Origin of the sequence: Mycobacteroides sp. PCS013 (assembly GCF_049532645.1) — a bacterium.
Taxonomy (GTDB): domain Bacteria; phylum Actinomycetota; class Actinomycetes; order Mycobacteriales; family Mycobacteriaceae; genus Mycobacterium; species Mycobacterium gwanakae.
Window position 1 is genome coordinate 4342922 of sequence record NZ_CP150131.1, and the last position, 15930, is coordinate 4358851.

General features: G+C 65.1%; 12 protein-coding genes. 6 read left to right on the plus strand and 6 right to left on the minus strand.

Annotation, left to right across the window (positions count from 1 at the left end; all coding sequences use genetic code 11):
• The first annotated feature begins 24 nt into the window (after positions 1–24).
• Positions 25–459, plus strand: a complete 435-nt coding sequence (locus RHO23_RS21600) for a MarR family winged helix-turn-helix transcriptional regulator (protein ID WP_030096199.1) — start codon at positions 25–27, stop codon at positions 457–459.
• Positions 460–499: 40 nt separating this feature from the next.
• Positions 500–1579: a DUF1254 domain-containing protein gene (locus RHO23_RS21605; RefSeq protein WP_423488318.1), complete on the plus strand. Its 1080-nt coding sequence runs from the start codon at positions 500–502 to the stop codon at positions 1577–1579.
• A 6-nt stretch (positions 1580–1585) separates the two neighbouring features.
• On the opposite strand, the gene RHO23_RS21610 is transcribed toward RHO23_RS21605, so the two are convergent.
• Positions 1586–2146: a TetR/AcrR family transcriptional regulator gene (locus RHO23_RS21610; RefSeq protein WP_057967349.1), complete on the minus strand. Its 561-nt coding sequence runs from the start codon at positions 2144–2146 to the stop codon at positions 1586–1588.
• Positions 2147–2217: 71 nt separating this feature from the next.
• On the opposite strand from RHO23_RS21610, the gene RHO23_RS21615 reads away from it, so the two are divergent.
• Positions 2218–3150, plus strand: coding sequence for a TauD/TfdA dioxygenase family protein (locus RHO23_RS21615; protein ID WP_030096196.1), 933 nt, complete (start codon positions 2218–2220; stop codon positions 3148–3150).
• A 95-nt stretch (positions 3151–3245) separates the two neighbouring features.
• Here RHO23_RS21615 and phoA read toward each other — a convergent pair whose 3' ends face one another.
• The 4 genes from phoA to RHO23_RS21635 all read right to left on the minus strand — a co-directional run bounded on the left by phoA (position 3246) and on the right by RHO23_RS21635 (position 7834).
• Positions 3246–4805 carry an alkaline phosphatase gene (gene phoA, locus RHO23_RS21620; RefSeq protein ID WP_423488319.1) on the minus strand — a complete coding sequence of 520 codons (1560 nt, stop codon included), beginning with the start codon at positions 4803–4805 and terminating at the stop codon, positions 3246–3248.
• Positions 4806–4931: 126 nt separating this feature from the next.
• Positions 4932–6071 carry a PDR/VanB family oxidoreductase gene (locus RHO23_RS21625; RefSeq protein WP_057967347.1) on the minus strand — a complete coding sequence of 380 codons (1140 nt, stop codon included), beginning with the start codon at positions 6069–6071 and terminating at the stop codon, positions 4932–4934.
• On the minus strand, positions 6071–6988 hold the full coding sequence (locus RHO23_RS21630) for a metal-dependent hydrolase (RefSeq protein ID WP_030096193.1): 918 nt from the start codon (positions 6986–6988) through the stop codon (positions 6071–6073). Before RHO23_RS21630 ends, RHO23_RS21625 begins: the two co-directional genes overlap by 1 nt.
• A 9-nt stretch (positions 6989–6997) precedes the next feature.
• Positions 6998–7834, minus strand: a complete 837-nt coding sequence (locus RHO23_RS21635) for an SDR family NAD(P)-dependent oxidoreductase (protein ID WP_423488320.1) — start codon at positions 7832–7834, stop codon at positions 6998–7000.
• Positions 7835–8327: 493 nt separating this feature from the next.
• Here RHO23_RS21635 and gltB point away from each other — a divergent pair, with 493 nt between their 5' ends.
• Together gltB and RHO23_RS21645 are read left to right on the plus strand one after the other, a co-directional pair.
• The gene (gene gltB / locus RHO23_RS21640) at positions 8328–12920 is read left to right on the plus strand and encodes a glutamate synthase large subunit (RefSeq protein ID WP_057967345.1); all 4593 of its coding nucleotides are present in this window, start codon (positions 8328–8330) and stop codon (positions 12918–12920) included.
• Complete coding sequence (locus tag RHO23_RS21645) at positions 12913–14379, plus strand: glutamate synthase subunit beta (protein WP_423488321.1); 1467 nt, start codon at positions 12913–12915, stop codon at positions 14377–14379. The genes gltB and RHO23_RS21645 overlap by 8 nt, the downstream gene beginning before the upstream one ends.
• 432 nt (positions 14380–14811) lie before the next feature.
• On the opposite strand, the gene map is transcribed toward RHO23_RS21645, so the two are convergent.
• Complete coding sequence (map, locus tag RHO23_RS21650; RefSeq protein WP_423488322.1) at positions 14812–15579, minus strand: type I methionyl aminopeptidase; 768 nt, start codon at positions 15577–15579, stop codon at positions 14812–14814.
• A 75-nt stretch (positions 15580–15654) separates the two neighbouring features.
• On the opposite strand from map, the gene RHO23_RS21655 reads away from it, so the two are divergent.
• Positions 15655–15921 (plus strand): helix-turn-helix domain-containing protein, encoded by a 267-nt coding sequence (locus RHO23_RS21655; RefSeq protein ID WP_064407512.1) that lies wholly within the window; start codon positions 15655–15657, stop codon positions 15919–15921.
• Positions 15922–15930: the final 9 nt, after the last annotated feature.

Sequence of the window (15930 nt, forward strand, 5' to 3'; positions counted from 1 at the left end):
GGTAACTGTGTCAACATGACTGATATGGATGAGCAGGAATGGCAACCGCTCGGTGCGTTGATGTACCGCGTCTCGGCGGCCTTGCGTTCGGAGATCACGGCGGCGTTGGCGCCCCTGAATCTGCCATTCCCCCAGTACGTCTGCATGCGGGTGTTGTCCAAGAACCCCGGCTGGTCCAATGCGGATCTGGCCCGTGCGACGGATGTGACCCCGCAGTCGATGAACACCGTTTTGCAGGCGCTGCAGGACGCCGGTCTGGTGTCACGGCCGGACACCGTGGACTCCGGCCGTGCCCGGCCCGCTCAACTGAGCCGGTCCGGGGCGGCACTTCTCAAACAGGCTGACGTGCTGGCACGAGAGGCCGAAGAGCGCCTGCTCGCGGACATCTCGGCGGGGCAGCGCGCCGACTTCTTCCAGACCCTCCGCGACATCGCGGGCGAGGATGGCCCTACCTGCTGAATCGCTTCTCGTTGCACTGTCGGCGGGTAGCTTCGATGCCATGAACAGGCTTGTGGCAGGTGTGATGGTCGGTGTAACGGCAGTTCTGGCGGGGTGCTCGGCGCATCCGCCGTCGGCGGCTCCCGCCAACACACCGAGTGCGTTGTCCCCAGAGCGGCGCACACCCGAGGGCGCCATCGTTGTCACCCCTGACAACTTTGCGCGGGCAGAGTCGGACCTGTACTTCGGCAACATCGTGAAGGATGGCGGCTTCGGCTCCTTCCATCACATCCGGGAGTTGTCACCACTGGATCGGCAGCTGGTAATCCGCCAGAACCGTGACACCCTCTACTCGTCGGCGGTGTTCGACCTTGACGCGGGTCCGGTCACCATATCGATGCCTGACCCGGGGCAGCGATTCATGTCGCTGCAGCTCATCACGGAGGATCACTATGTTCCGGCCGTCTTCTACGGCAAGGGTCAGCACACAATCACCAAGGAACAGACCGGAACCCGCTATGTAGCCGCCGCCGTGCGGACCTTGGTGAACCCGGGTGATCCCGCGGACCTCGCGGAGGTCCATGCCTTGCAGGACACTGTGACGGCACAACAAGAACGCCCCGGGAGCTTCGATATCCCTCAATGGGACAGTGCAAGTCAACAGAAGGTGCGCGAAGGCCTGCTCGAGCTGGCCGCGACACTTCCCGATACCAAGGCAACGTTCGGTACCAGGGACACCACCGACCCGGTCCGCCATCTGATCGGTACCGCCTCGGCCTGGGGCGGCAACCCCGAGAAAGACGCCCTCTACCTCAATGTCAACCCAGCCAAGAATGACGGCACCACGGTGTATCGACTGACGGTCGGACAGGTACCGGTAGATGGATTCTGGTCGGTCACCGTCTACAACAAGAACGGGTACTTCACGCCGAACTCCCGTAATGCCTACTCACTCAACAACATCACCGCGCGACGCGGAGCCGGGGGCGACACCACGGTGCAGTTCGGTGGGTGCACGGACACCACGGTGAACTGCCTGCCGATCACGCCAGGCTGGAACTACATGGTCCGGCTGTACCGCGCGCAACCGCAGATTCTCGACGGCCAGTGGGTGTTCCCGGAGGCGCAACCCGTCGCCTAGTGGAATCTATTGGGGTGTAACGAGCTTGGCGACTTGCCCGGCGACCTCTGCGCGGATATCGGCATCGGACATGTCGTCCAGGCCGAAGCCGGCACGCAGGCTGGGCCCCATCAGCCGCCAGCCGAGCTGCAGGGCAATCGCGTGGGCCCCCGCTAGCCGGGCCTCACGCTCGTCCGCATGACCGGGGCGTATCTGTTCGAGTAGCCACTCCATCCCGGGTCTGCGCTCCTGGAGTTCTTCGATGGGAAAGCCGTCGAGCGTGGAGCGCACCATCACTCGCAGCTGCAGATCATGTGCGGCCTCCAGGTCCGGAGCGGATGCCCCGGCTTCGCGTAGTGCGGCCCCGGTGTCGGCCAGGTGTTGCAGCGTGGAGGCCAGCAGCTGGCGTTTGCTTCCGAAATGGCGATGCACTAGGCCGTGGTTCACCCCGGCGCGGGCGGCGACCTCGCGGATGGATGCGGCGGCGGGCCCCTTCTCGGCGAAGAGCTCGGCGGCGGCGTTCAGAACGGCCTCCACCACTTCTTCCTTGCCTACGGGCTTGGCAGCCGTTGCCTCGGGTGTAGTCATGTGTGTACAGTAGCGGACGAGCGAGTGTAGTCATTTGACTACACCGAATTATCTGGAAGAAGGAGCGGGTCATGAGCAGCGATGTACGTGTGGTGAAGCTGGGCGAGAACATCGGCGCCCGTATCGACGGAGTGCGCCTCGGCGAAGTGGACGCCGAGACGGCAGCTGCCATCAACGAGGCCATGCTGGAGCACAAGGTGATCTTCTTCCGCGGACAGCATCACCTCGACGACGAAGCGCAGTTCGCTTTCGCGCGCTGCATGGGCGTACCGACATCGCCGCACCCCACGTTGAAGTTCGACGGAGAGCGTGTGATGCGGCTCGACTCGGAGGAGGGGGGCCGCGCCAACCAGTGGCATACGGATGTGACCTTCGTGGACCGGATTCCGAAGGCCTCGATCCTGCGCGCGGTGGAGCTGCCACCGTATGGCGGAACAACCACGTGGACCTCCACGGTGGCGGCCTACCGGCAGCTGCCCAAGGCCCTGCAAGAGTTGGCGGACAATCTGTGGGCCATGCACAACAACCAGTTCGATTACGCCCAAGTAGATCCCGCGAAGGTGGCCGAACTGCTGGCCAAGGCGGGATCCGGATCCAAGTATGTGCGCGAGTTCGGGTCGACGCATTTCGAGGCGCACCACCCGGTGGTTCGGGTGCATCCCGAGACGGGCGAGAAGGCGCTGCTGCTGGGCAACTTCGTGAAGCGGATTCTGGATGTGAACGGCAGCGAATCGCAAGCGCTGTTCCGAATGTTCCAGGATCGGATCACCTGGCTGGAGAACACGATTCGATGGAGCTGGGAGCTCGGTGACGTCGCGATGTGGGACAACCGCGCCACCCAGCACTATGCCGTCTCCGATTACGGTGACCAACGGCGCCGGATGCATCGCGTCACCCTGGCCGGTGATGTGCCGGTGGGTGTCAACGGTGAAAGCAGCCGGGTGATCTCCGGGGACGCCAGTGACTACTCGGTGATCGACAACCCGAAGCGGCTGGTGGCGTAGGCCTCAGGGCATCGAGTGGGAATTTCGCGAGGAAATCCGGCCGATTCTCCTCGCGAAGTTCCCACTCGGCTGTTCGAGCCCGGTGCGCGTGGCCGTCAGGCCCCGCGCCTGCCCAAGAAGAACGTGGCGGCGGCGCCCAGCGCGGCTGCCACCACCGCAATCCCTCCGGCCAGCCACCAGGACGGGCCGTTCGAGGCGTCGGGGCTCTTGGATCCGAGCAGCGCACCGACGATCGTGTTGAAGTTGTCGGTCTGATCGGTGAGTCCGGAGACGTTCGCGGCACCCGGCCCGTAGGCGGCGATGCGCACCTGCGTTCCCGTGTGCGTCTGCGACTCCCCCTCTGGCGCGGTGGGATACATGATCCGCATGGTGGCGCCGTCGGCCGTCTTCACCGCGACCGACAGGGCGGTGGGGTTGTCGAAGTCCTCGGGAACGATGAGCGAGGAGTGCCCGTGATCGGCGGTCACGATGACCAGGGTGTTGCCGTCCTTGCGGGCGAAGTCCAGCGCCGCCGCGACGGCCTCGTCCAGCGCGATGGTCTCACCGATCTGACCGCAGATGTTGGCCGCGTGATCCTGCTTGTCGATCGACGCCGACTCCACCTGCAGGAAGAAGCCCTTGTCCTGCCCCTTTTTCGAGTTCACCAGCAGGTCAATGGCTTTGGTGGTCATCGCGGACAGTTGAGGTTGGTCTTTGGGCAGCTCGGGGTTGGGCCGGCAGGTGGTTGCGGGCAGCTTGCCGCCGTTGGGAACCGCCGCGGGCACCTTGTCCCACTGCACCGGCAGGTTGCCCTTCGCGAACACACCGAGCACCGGATTGTCCAGGCTGCCTACCTTGTTCAGATCACCCGCAGTGGTGGGCAGCTGGTATCCGGCGGCCTTGGCGACATCCAGTGAGGTCTTGCCCTTGTGCTCGCCGGCGGTGATGGTCTCCTCGAAGTACTTACCGCCGCCGCCGAGGCTGATATCGGCCCGGGTGGCCACCAGCTGCTCGGAGATCGAGCCCTTGCCGCCGTTGTCGACGGCGTTGCCCGCGCACTTCTCGAGGGTCTCCTTGGGGCCCTTGCAGTCCCGATCGACGACATGGGCGGTGAGCACCGCCGGGGTGGCGTCCTGCAGCTCCGCGGTGGTGACGTTTCCGGTGGCGAATCCCTGCTTCTGCACGATCTCCAGGATCGTGTCCAGGGGCTTGCCGTCGAGGTCGACCGAGATGGCTCCGTTGTAGGTCTTGGTCCCGGTCGCCCACCCGGTGCCTGAAGCCGCCGAGTCGGTCACGTAGTCCGGCTTGCCCTTCTCGGGACCGTCCTTGGTGAGCGCGAACGTGGTGTACTCACCGGTGATGGGCAGCGCGTCGAGTCCGGGAAGGGTCCCGGCGGCGCCGTGCTGGTAGTTGCGCGCCGAGGTGATCTCCGAGGTTCCCATGCCATCACCGATCAGCAGGATGACGTTCTTGGCGTTGCGGCCCTGCACCGAATTCCGCAGATCTGCCGCCTTGTCGCCGTCACGTCCGCCCTGCGTACGGTTGGCGCCACCGGTCTTGGCGATCTCGCCGACAGGCACCTCGGGAGCGTCCGAGGGCGGTGCGGCGGCCGCGGACGGAGCAAGGGCCAGGATCAGTGTCGAGGTGAGGGCGATGACTGCGTGGGAGATGCGCATCGGGCCAGTTTCCAGGGAACCGATGAACGCTCGGTGAACCGATGGGGAAACGCCTCACCCAGACCGAGGTTATGGCGCATACGTCTCGCACAAATTCGCCACAACCTCGGCCTCGGCGCAGAGGTGTTACTCGGCGGGCAGATCCAGAACCAGGCGCCCTTCCCCGCGCGATACGCAGGTCAGAATCTGTCCCTCGTCTCGCTGGGATTCGGTGAGGATCTGGTCCCGATGGTCGACGGTGCCTGCGAGCACATTCACTCTGCAGGTACCGCAGAAACCCTGCTGGCATGAATACGCCACATGCGGCAGCTGCTTCTTGATGACGTCCAGCGCCGTGCGATCGGCGGGCACCTCGAGCACCGGCCCACCGGGGCCCAGCTGTACCTCGAAGGGATGACCATCCACCACGGGTGCGGCGGCAAATCGCTCGAAATGCAGTTCCACCGAAGGCATTTCGAGTAGGCGCCGCTGCAGGACGGCGAGCATCGGTGCGGGGCCACAGCAGTACACCGCGTCGTTCTCGCCCACCTCGGGCAGCAGGTCATTGGCGGTCGGCAGACCCGACTGATCGTCGGTCCGCACGATGACCCGATCACCAAAGCGTTTGAGCTCGTTGAGGAACGGGAGCGAATCGCGGTTCCGGCCGGTGTACACCATGGTCCATGGCTTACCCAGCTGCTCGGCGAAGGCGATCATGGACAGGATCGGTGTGATGCCGATGCCGCCGGCCACGAAGTGCAGCTTGCGCGGTCCGGGCTGGGTCATCGCGAGCGGGAAGGCGTTGCGCGGTCCGAGGATCGACACGGTGGCGCCGATCTGAAGCGCGTCATGCACCTCGATGGAGCCACCGCCGCCCTCGGGGATACGACGCACGGCGATGCGGTAGTGGTACGGGTCGGAGACGTCGCCGCACAGTGAGTACTGCCGCATCCGGCCCGACGGCAGCAGTAGATCCAGGTGTGCGCCGGGATGCCACGGCGGAAGGCGTTCGCCGTCGGGTGCGGCGAGCACCAGGCTGGCGACGTCCTGATCCTTCGCCTCGATCCAGCGGTCCTTCACCACCAGCGTCAGCGTGCGGTCGACGTGGTTCTCGGGCGGTTTCTTGAGAATCAGCAGGGCGCCGATGGCCCGGACCGCGACCGGGAACAGCACGCTGCCGAGTGCGATCGTGGGCGACACCGGCAGGGTGCCGTACAGCGTGGGCGGCAGCGAGGGCCGTTTGCGCTTGGGGGTGGGCTGCGGAGTGCGGCGAAAGCGATCGAACATCAGTAGCCGGCCGCGGCCTTCGCGGCGGGTGACGTACTCAGGTATGCCACCGCCTGCGCCGTGCTGCCCACCTGGTCGGGTGAGAAGCCGGGACGCATGAATTCCATGGCCGACTTGGCCAGCTCGCGCCACCGCAAGAACGCTCCCCGCTTCATGGCCTTGTTCATCTGCCGCAGCACGCCGAAGACGCCATAGTTGGGCAGCGACGGGTCCTGCCGCACCAAGAACTTGGTGTAGCGGAGCATCACGCCCACCAGCAGCATGGTGGCCAGCACGAAGGTCAGCATCATGTGCCCGCGGCGGATCTGGAAGTACCGGGCCACGTCGTATGCGACGCTTCGGTGCTCGACCTCTTCGGCGCCGTGCCAGCGGAACAGGTCAACCATCTCCGCGTCGGCGTTGAACTTCTCGAAGGGGTGGTTGAGCACCCAGTCGCCGAGCACGGCGGTGAAGTGTTCGATACCAGCGATGAGGGCCAGCTTCTCCACCATCACGCGGTACCGGAGCTTCTCGCTGCGCAGCTCGTTGGTGCGCTCCAGCATGTGTGTGATGTATTCGATCTGGGTGATCGCGGGCGCGACGTTGATGCCGTTCTTCTCCAGGAAGTCGCCCAGCACCTTGCTGTGGGTCTCGGCGTGCACGGCCTCCTGGCCCATGAATCCGATCATCGCCTCGCGGATCTTGTCGTCCTTCACATACGGCAACGCGCGGGTGAAGGTGTCGACGAATGCCCGCTCACCCTCCGGCAGAAGGAGATTGAAGGCCGAGATGAAATGCGAGACGATGGGCTCGTTGGGGATCCAGTGCAGCGGCGTGTGGCTGGTGTCGAACTGGACATTGCGCGGCCGGAGCACCACCTCGCCGGGCTCAGTGGGTACGACGTGCAGGCCGGTGGCCTCAGTTGTGTTGCGCGCCATGGTGTCCTCCTATTTGTTGAGTTTGTTGCCAAGGCTGCCCCAGAAGAGCCGGTTCAGCGCCGGGGCCAGGCGGCTGAGGTGGTACTGCATGTGTGCTTCCGGAGTGACCGGGACGACCGACTTGCCTTTGAGGACGGCATTCACGATGCCCTTGGCCACCTTCTCCGGGCCGTAGCCGCGTTTGGCGTACAGTCCCGCGCCCTGCCGCTGGCGCTTGGCCTGGTCCTCGGCCGACAGACCGGAAAACTGCGTGGTGCGAATGATGTTCGTGTTGACGATGCCCGGGCAGATGGTGCTGACCTTCACCTTCGCGCGGGCGAGCTCGCCGCGCAGCACGTCGGAGAACATGAACACGGCGGCCTTACTGGTGGCGTAGGCGCCCATCTCGGGGATCGGCGTGTACGCGGCGGCACTGGAGATGTTGACGATGTGACCGCTCTTGCGCGCAGCCATTCGGGGGCCGAACGCGCGGCAGCCGTACACGACTCCATTGAGATTGATGTTGAGCACGCGCTGGAAGTCCGCCGACGGCGTATCGAAGAATCGTCCGGCCTGGCCGATGCCGGCGTTGTTGATCAAGACGTCCGGCACTCCGTGCGTGGCGCAGACTTCATCGGCGAACGCGGTCACGGCGCTCTCGTCGGATACATCCAGGGCATAAGGATGGGCGGTGCCGCCCAATTTCTCCACGAGGCCGACGGTCTCGTTGGCGGTGTCGAGGTTGATATCGGCGACAACGACACGGGCCTCCTGGCGGGCGAAGGCCAACGCGGTTTCGCGGCCGATGCCGCTTCCGCCGCCGGTCACCACCACCAGGCTGTTGCGCTGTGCACTGCCGGATGTCATGCATCCTCCGAATCCTGCGCACCGAGCGCGCTTACGTGATAGCGGAGATTGTAAATCACCAAACGGGGGTCAAAAAAGACGCAGCGTTTGGTAAAGGGGTCCGGTGGTGTTTATCGAGGAAACGGGCGTTGACCTACACGTTGAGAGAACGACGCCGCAAGGTGTCGCGCCATCTAACCACCCGAGTTGGCGTCCACCGGGGTTCCTGACATATCGTTTTGATTACTTGTCGCGTCGGGGCACGAGATCCGCTGGTCAACGGTGTCCGGCGGGTGCCTCATCGTCGGAGCCGGATGCTCTTCACGCAAGCGGTTCATCGCCGCGAGCCCACGAAGCAGACGGCCGAGAAGGACGCTACGGACAAGGGCCAACGGGCCAGCCCCGGGGTTTGAGCACCACCCCGTGCCGGTCTGTGGGGCACCTTCGAGGAGGGCATTGACGGGTGCATACAGCCTGTGCACCCAGGGAGGCCCTGGAGACGAGACGAGCAGCCATGCCACACCCCGCGACCGGGCTCTACAACCCGGCCTACGAGCACGATGCGTGCGGTGTCGCCATGGTCGTGGATATGCACGGCCGGCGCAGCCGCGACATTGTGGACAAGGCCATCACCGCACTGCTGAACCTGGAGCACCGTGGTGCCGCGGGAGCCGAGCCCAATAGCGGTGACGGCGCCGGAATCATGCTGCAGATCCCGGACAAGTTCTTCCGCGCTGTCGTGGACTTCGAACTGCCCGCCGAGGGCAGCTACGCCTCGGGTATCGCGTTTCTGCCTCAGGGATCCAAGGACGCGGCGGCGGCGTGCGAGGCCGTCGACAAGATCGTCGAGGCAGAGGGTTTGACCGTTCTGGGTTGGCGTGAGGTTCCGCACGACGACTCATCGCTGGGAGCTCTCGCCCGCGACGCCATGCCCACCTTCCGGCAGCTCTTCATCTCCGGTGCCTCCGGTATCGACCTGGAGCGGCGCGTCTACGTGGTGCGCAAGCGCATCGAGCACGAGCTGGGCAACCAGGGATCGGGCCGGGGCAGCCTCGGCGAGGAAACCGTCTATTTCCCGAGCCTTTCCGGCCGCACCTTCGTCTACAAGGGCATGCTGACCACTCCGCAGCTGCGGGCGTTCTACCTCGACCTGCAGGACGAGCGCGTCGAGAGCGCACTGGGCATCGTGCATTCGCGCTTCTCCACCAACACCTTCCCGTCCTGGCCCCTGGCGCACCCCTACCGCCGGGTGGCGCACAACGGTGAGATCAACACCGTCGCGGGTAACGAGAATTGGATGCGGGCCCGTGAGGCGCTCATCAAGACCGATGCCTTCGGCGATCCTGCCCAGCTCGACAAGATCTTCCCCATCTGTACGCGCGGTGCCTCGGACACGGCGCGGTTCGACGAGGCACTGGAACTGCTGCACCTGGGTGGCCGCCCCCTGCACCACGCGGTGCTGATGATGATCCCCGAGGCGTGGGAGCGGCACGAGTCCATGGACCCGCAGCGCCGCGCGTTTTACGAGTACCACGCATCCCTCATGGAGCCCTGGGACGGGCCGGCCTCGGTCTGTTTCACCGACGGCACCATTGTCGGCGCCGTGCTCGACCGCAACGGCCTACGCCCGTCCCGTGTTTGGGTGACCAACGACGGACTGGTCGTGATGGCCTCCGAGGCCGGTGTGCTGGATCTGGACCCCTCCACCGTCGTGCAGCGCACTCGCCTGCAGCCCGGCCGCATGTTCCTGGTGGACACCACCCAGGGCCGCATCGTCTCCGATGAAGAGGTCAAGGCGGAACTCGCCGCCGCGGAGCCGTACCAGAAGTGGATCGACGAGGGTCTGGTGCGCCTGGAGCAGCTGCCGGACCGCCCGCACCAGCACATGCCGCACAACCGGATCGTGTTGCGCCAGCAGGTATTCGGGTACACCTATGAGGAGATCAACCTCCTGGTGGCGCCGATGGCCCGCACGGGTGCCGAGGCACTCGGCTCAATGGGCACCGATACCCCGATTGCCGTGCTGTCCAACCGGTCCCGGATGCTGTTCGACTACTTCCAGCAGCTTTTCGCGCAGGTCACCAATCCTCCGCTGGACGCCATCCGCGAGGAGGTCGTCACCAGCCTTGGCGGTGTGATTGGCCCCGAGGGCGATCTGTTGAACCCGACCGCCGAGTCGTGCCACCAGATCCTGCTGCCGCAGCCGGTGTTGCACAACGACGAGCTGGACAAGCTCATCCACCTCGACCCTTCGGACGAGGTCAACGGGCGTCCGCATGGCTTCTCCAGTCGCGTGATTCGCTGCCTGTATCCGGTTGCCGAGGGCGGTGCGGGACTGCGGACCGCCCTGGAGTCGGTGCGCGCGGAGGTCTCCGCGGCCATCGCAGGCGGCGCCCAGGTGATCATCTTGTCCGATCGCGAGTCGGACGATCAGATGGCGCCGATCCCTTCACTGTTGGCTGTTGCCGCGGTGCACCACCACCTCGTACGCGAGCGGTCCCGCACCAAGGTCGGTCTGGTGGTCGAGGCCGGAGACGCCCGCGAGGTGCACCATGTGGCGGCACTGGTCGGTTTCGGTGCGGCCGCCGTCAACCCCTACATGGCCTTCGAGTCCATCGAAGATCTGATCGACCGCGGCATGATCTCGGGTGTGGAGCGCGACAAGGCGATCCGCAACTACATCAAGGCCGCGGGCAAGGGCGTGCTCAAGGTCATGTCCAAGATGGGCATCTCCACCCTGGCCTCCTACACGGGTGCCCAGCTCTTCCAGGCCATCGGCCTGTCACCGGAGCTGCTCAACGAGTACTTCACCGGATTGGCTTGTCCGACAGGCGGTATCGGTCTGGACGAGATCGCCGCCGACGTTGCCTCCCGTCACCACCTGGCCTTCCTGGAGCGCCCCGAAGAATGGGCGCACCGGGAGCTCGAGGTCGGTGGTGAGTACCAGTGGCGGCGTGAGGGCGAGTACCACCTGTTCAACCCCGACACGGTGTTCAAGCTGCAGCACTCCACCCGGACCGGCCAGTACTCGGTCTTCAAGGAGTACACCCAGTTGGTCGACGACCAGAGCGAGCGGATGGCTTCGCTGCGCGGTCTGCTGAAGTTCAAGTCCTCCGAAGACACTGGGCGCGCGCCGGTTCCGCTGGACGAGGTAGAGCCCGCCAGCGAGATTGTGAAGCGTTTCTCGACCGGGGCGATGAGCTTCGGCTCGATCTCTGCCGAGGCGCACGAGACCCTGGCGATCGCGATGAACCGCCTCGGTGCTCGATCGAACTCCGGTGAGGGCGGCGAGGATCCGCGTCGATTCACGCCCGATGAGAATGGCGACTGGCGTCGCAGTGCCATCAAGCAGGTGGCCTCCGGCCGGTTCGGTGTGACTTCGCACTACCTGAGCAACTGCACCGACATCCAGATCAAGATGGCGCAGGGCGCCAAGCCCGGCGAGGGTGGGCAGCTGCCCGCGCACAAGGTCTACCCATGGGTAGCCGAGGTGCGGCACTCCACACCCGGCGTGGGACTGATCTCCCCGCCGCCACACCACGACATCTACTCGATCGAGGACCTGGCGCAGCTGATCCACGATCTGAAGAACTCCAACCCGCAGGCGCGTATCCACGTGAAGCTGGTGTCGGAGAACGGTGTTGGCACGGTCGCCACGGGTGTTTCGAAGGCCCACGCCGACGTGGTGCTCATTTCGGGGCACGACGGCGGCACCGGTGCCACCCCGCTGACCTCCATGAAGCACGCGGGTGCGCCGTGGGAGCTGGGTCTGGCCGAGACACAGCAGACGTTGTTGCTCAACGGTCTGCGTGACCGCATCGTCGTGCAGGTCGACGGCCAGCTCAAGACCGGTCGCGACGTGATGATCGCCATGTTGCTGGGCGGCGAGGAGTTCGGTTTCGCGACCGCTCCCCTGGTCGTCTCGGGCTGCATCATGATGCGCGTCTGCCACCTGGACACCTGCCCGGTGGGTGTGGCCACGCAAAACCCCGTGCTGCGCCAGCGGTTCAACGGCAAGCCGGAGTTCGTGGAGAACTTCTTCCTGTTCATCGCCGAGGAAGTCCGGGAGCTGATGGCCGAGCTCGGTTTCCGCACCGTCAACGAGGCCGTCGGCCAGGTTGGCGCGCTGGACACCGAGAAGGCGATCGCGCACTGGAAGGCCAGCAAGATCGATCTGACCCCGGTGCTGACGGAGCCGGAGTCGGCGTTCATGAACCAGGACCTGTACTGCAGTGGGTCGCAGGACCACGGCCTGGAGAAGGCGCTGGACCAGCAGCTGATCGTGATGAGCCGCGAGGCCCTCGATCGCGGTACTCCGGTGAAGTTCGAGACGCTGATCACCAACGTCAACCGGACTGTCGGCACCATGCTTGGGCACGAGGTCACCAAGGCCTATGGCGGCGAGGGACTTCCGGACGACACCATCGACATCACCTTCACCGGCTCGGCGGGGAACAGCTTCGGCGCGTTCGTGCCGCGTGGCATCACGTTGCGGTTGTTCGGCGATGCCAACGACTACGTGGGCAAGGGACTGTCCGGCGGGCACATCGCGGTGCGCCCCTCCCGCGAGGCACCGGCAGACTTTGAGGCCGAGAAGAACATCATCGGCGGAAACGTCATTCTGTTCGGCGCCACCAGCGGTGAGGCCTTCCTCAACGGACTGGTGGGCGAGCGGTTCGCGGTGCGCAACTCGGGTGCATCCGCTGTCGTCGAAGGCGTGGGCGATCACGGCTGCGAGTACATGACCGGCGGCACCGTGGTGGTGCTCGGCCCGACCGGGCGCAACTTCGCCGCGGGGATGTCCGGCGGTGTGGCCTATGTGTACGACCCGGCCAAACAGCTGGTGGACAACCTCAACGACGAGATGGTCGATGTGGACGCGCTGGATCCTGACGATGAGCAGGTGCTGCGCAGCCTGATCGAAAAGCACGTAGCGGCGACCGACTCTGCTGTCGGACAACGCATTCTGGCCGACTGGAGCGGCCAAAGCGACTCCTTCGTCAAGGTGATGCCTCGCGACTACCGTCGCGTGCTGGAGGCCATTGCCGACGCGGAGCTGACCGGAGGCGATGTGAACGAGGCGATCATGGCGGCAGCTCGTGGGTGACCCAAGCGGCTTTCTGACTCACACCACCCGCGAACTGCCGAAGCGGCGTCCCGTGCCGTTGCGGTTGCTCGACTGGAAAGAGGTCTACGAAGACTTCGAGCACACGGCCCTGCAGACGCAGGCGTCGCGATGCATGGACTGTGGAATTCCGTTCTGCCACAAGGGTTGCCCCCTGGGTAACTTGATTCCCGAGTGGAACGACATGGTGTACCGCGGAAACTGGCGTGAGGCCATCGAGCGGCTGCACGCCACCAACAACTTCCCGGAATTCACCGGCCGGCTCTGCCCCGCGCCCTGTGAGGCGTCGTGTGTACTGGGCATCAACCAGGACCCGGTGACCATCAAGCAGGTCGAGGTCGAACTGATCGACAACGCCTTCGAAAACGACTGGGTCAAGCCCATTCCATCCGAGGTGAAGACCGGCAAGAAGGTCGCGGTGGTTGGTTCGGGCCCGGCTGGTTTGGCTGCGGCACAGCAACTTACGCGTGCCGGACATGATGTCACCGTGTATGAGCGGGCAGACCGCATCGGTGGTCTGCTGCGGTACGGCATTCCCGAGTTCAAGATGGAAAAGCGCCACATCGATCGGCGGTTGGACCAGATGCGGGCCGAGGGCACGGTTTTCGAGGCCGGAGTGAACGTCGGCGTCGACATCACCGCCGATGAGCTGCGCGCGAAATTCGATGCGGTGGTGCTCGCGGGCGGGGCGACGGCTTGGCGTGACCTTCCGGTTCCGGGACGCGAGCTCCAGGGCATCTACCAGGCCATGGAGTACTTGCCCTGGGCCAACAAGGTGCAGCTGGGCGACGACGTCGTGGATGAGGACGGGCAGCCCCCGATCACCGCAAAAGACAAGCGCGTCATCATCATTGGCGGCGGCGACACGGGTGCTGATTGCCTGGGTACCGCGCACCGACAGGGTGCGGCAAGCGTCCAGCAGTTCGAGATCATGCCCAAGCCGCCGGAGCTCCGTTCCGAGCGCGACCCGTGGCCGACCTACCCAACGCTGTTCCGGGTGGCCTCCGCGCACGAAGAGGGCGGCGAGCGGATCTACGCCGTCAACACCGAGCGGTTCCTCGGCGAGGACGGCAAGGTGACCGGTTTGCGAGCCCACGAGGTCGTCTTCAACGCCGGAAAGTTCGAGAAGGTCGAGGGCTCGGACTTCGAGCTGGAGGCCGACATCGTCTTCCTGGCAATGGGATTCGTGGGTCCGGAGAAGCCGGGCCTGCTGGAGAACCTGGGCGTGGAACTCACCGACCGCGGCAATGTGGCGCGCGATGGCGCGTATGCGACGTCGGTGGACGGCGTGTTCGTGGCCGGCGATATGGGCCGGGGCCAGTCGCTGATTGTGTGGGCGATTGCCGAGGGTCGTTCCGCCGCTGCCGCGGTGGACGAGTACCTGACCGGTGAGACGGCGCTGCCCGCGCCGATCAAGCCGACTGCCGCGCCACAGCGCTGAGCTTCCTGGTCGGCGTTGCCGGGCTCGCGAGGGCCGGTAGCTCCGGGCGATTTCACCTCGTGTTACCTGACATGTTTGCTTGTTGTCGGTGTGACACGTGATCTAGGTCGGAATTTGCGTTATGCTACTGCCTGGTTCTGAAAGCTTGCCGACGCAGGAGATGTTCTCGTGCCCAACACACCCGTTACGAAGACATGGGTTGGCCGAATTGCCTGGTCACTGCTCCGTCATCCCATGAAGAGTCATAGTTTCCCTGCGAAGAACGAGCGACTGATCACTCCCGAAGAGCTCCTGCGCTTCAGCCACTGAGCGTTGCTCGCGACAGCCATCGGGCGTGTCGAGGTGCGAACACGCCCGGTATTCAAGATCGTTATCGATCCGTAACCGTCTCTGTCGTAGGCGGTAGCGGATGATGCTGGTGGCCGATCCCGCTTAACTCCGTAGCGTGAGCACCTGTGGCCCGTCCTCGGTGATCGCGATGGTGTGCTCGGAATGCGCGCCCCGAGACCCGTCGGCCAGCCGGAGCGTCCAACCGTCTGGATCGACGGTCAGCCGATGGGTTCCCCGGCCGAACCATGGCTCCAGCGCGAGCGTCAGGCCCGGCTTCAAGGTCATTCCGCGCCCGGCCGTCCCCTTGTTCGGAACATGGGGGTCCTCGTGCATGGTCCGCCCCAGCCCGTGCCCGCCGAAATCGGTGTTGATCCGATACCCGCCACCCTCGGCCACCGCGGCGACGGCCGCGGAGATATCGCCGAGCCGGTTACCCGGCTGAGCGGCCGCGATGGCCGCATCCAGGGCGGCGCGGGTGGTGTCGATCAGTCGTATGTCCTCGGGGTCCGGGGTGCCGACGATGACGCTCACCGCGGAATCGGCCACCCAGCCGTCGATACTCACCGCGAAATCCATGCTCAGCAGGTCGCCGTCGGCCAGCACGTAATCGTGTGGAAGCCCGTGCAGTACTGCGTCATTCACCGACAGGCAGATGACATTGCGGAACGGTCCGCGCCCGAACGAGGGGGAGTAATCCCAGTAGCAGGAAACCGCGCCGCGTTCTGTGACCATTGCGCGCGCCCGCTGCTCCAGGTGCAGCAGATTGACGCCAGGCGCGGCGATGGCCGACAGCTCGGAGAGCACCGAGGCGACAAACTCGCCGGTCACTCGCATGTGCGCGATCTCTGCGGGCGATTTTAACTCGATCACGCGAACCTCCTGGACGGTATTTAAATACCACCTTAGGGCTTTCGGTATTTAAATACCAAGACTAGAGTCGGCGCCATGGTTCGGCAGCCGCTCACCGCAGAACAACTCGCCGCGGGGAAGCGTCTGGGTGGGCTGTTGCGCTCCGCTCGGGGCGACCGACCGCTGGACGATGTCGCCCGCGCGTCCGGAATCTCTCCGGAAACCCTGCGCAAGATTGAAACCGGGCGGCTCCCGACACCCGCGTTCGGTGCCGTCGTGCAGCTGGCCGCCGCATTGCATCTCGACCTCAACGACATCGCGGCGGTGTGGCAGGAAGAGACGAAGATCGGCGCCGCGTCGTAACTGGCCCAG

Bases quoted from the DNA above. Each gene is read 5' to 3' on its own strand.
- RHO23_RS21600 (WP_030096199.1), top strand. From the start codon at position 25: ATGGATGAGCAGGAATGGCAACCGCTCGGTGCGTTGATGTACCGCGTC.
- RHO23_RS21605 (WP_423488318.1), top strand. From the start codon at position 500: ATGAACAGGCTTGTGGCAGGTGTGATGGTCGGTGTAACGGCAGTTCTG.
- RHO23_RS21610 (WP_057967349.1), bottom strand. From the start codon at position 2,146: ATGACTACACCCGAGGCAACGGCTGCCAAGCCCGTAGGCAAGGAAGAA.
- RHO23_RS21615 (WP_030096196.1), top strand. From the start codon at position 2,218: ATGAGCAGCGATGTACGTGTGGTGAAGCTGGGCGAGAACATCGGCGCC.
- phoA (WP_423488319.1), bottom strand. From the start codon at position 4,805: ATGCGCATCTCCCACGCAGTCATCGCCCTCACCTCGACACTGATCCTG.
- RHO23_RS21625 (WP_057967347.1), bottom strand. From the start codon at position 6,071: ATGTTCGATCGCTTTCGCCGCACTCCGCAGCCCACCCCCAAGCGCAAA.
- RHO23_RS21630 (WP_030096193.1), bottom strand. From the start codon at position 6,988: ATGGCGCGCAACACAACTGAGGCCACCGGCCTGCACGTCGTACCCACT.
- RHO23_RS21635 (WP_423488320.1), bottom strand. From the start codon at position 7,834: ATGACATCCGGCAGTGCACAGCGCAACAGCCTGGTGGTGGTGACCGGC.
- gltB (WP_057967345.1), top strand. From the start codon at position 8,328: ATGCCACACCCCGCGACCGGGCTCTACAACCCGGCCTACGAGCACGAT.
- RHO23_RS21655 (WP_064407512.1), top strand. From the start codon at position 15,655: ATGGTTCGGCAGCCGCTCACCGCAGAACAACTCGCCGCGGGGAAGCGT.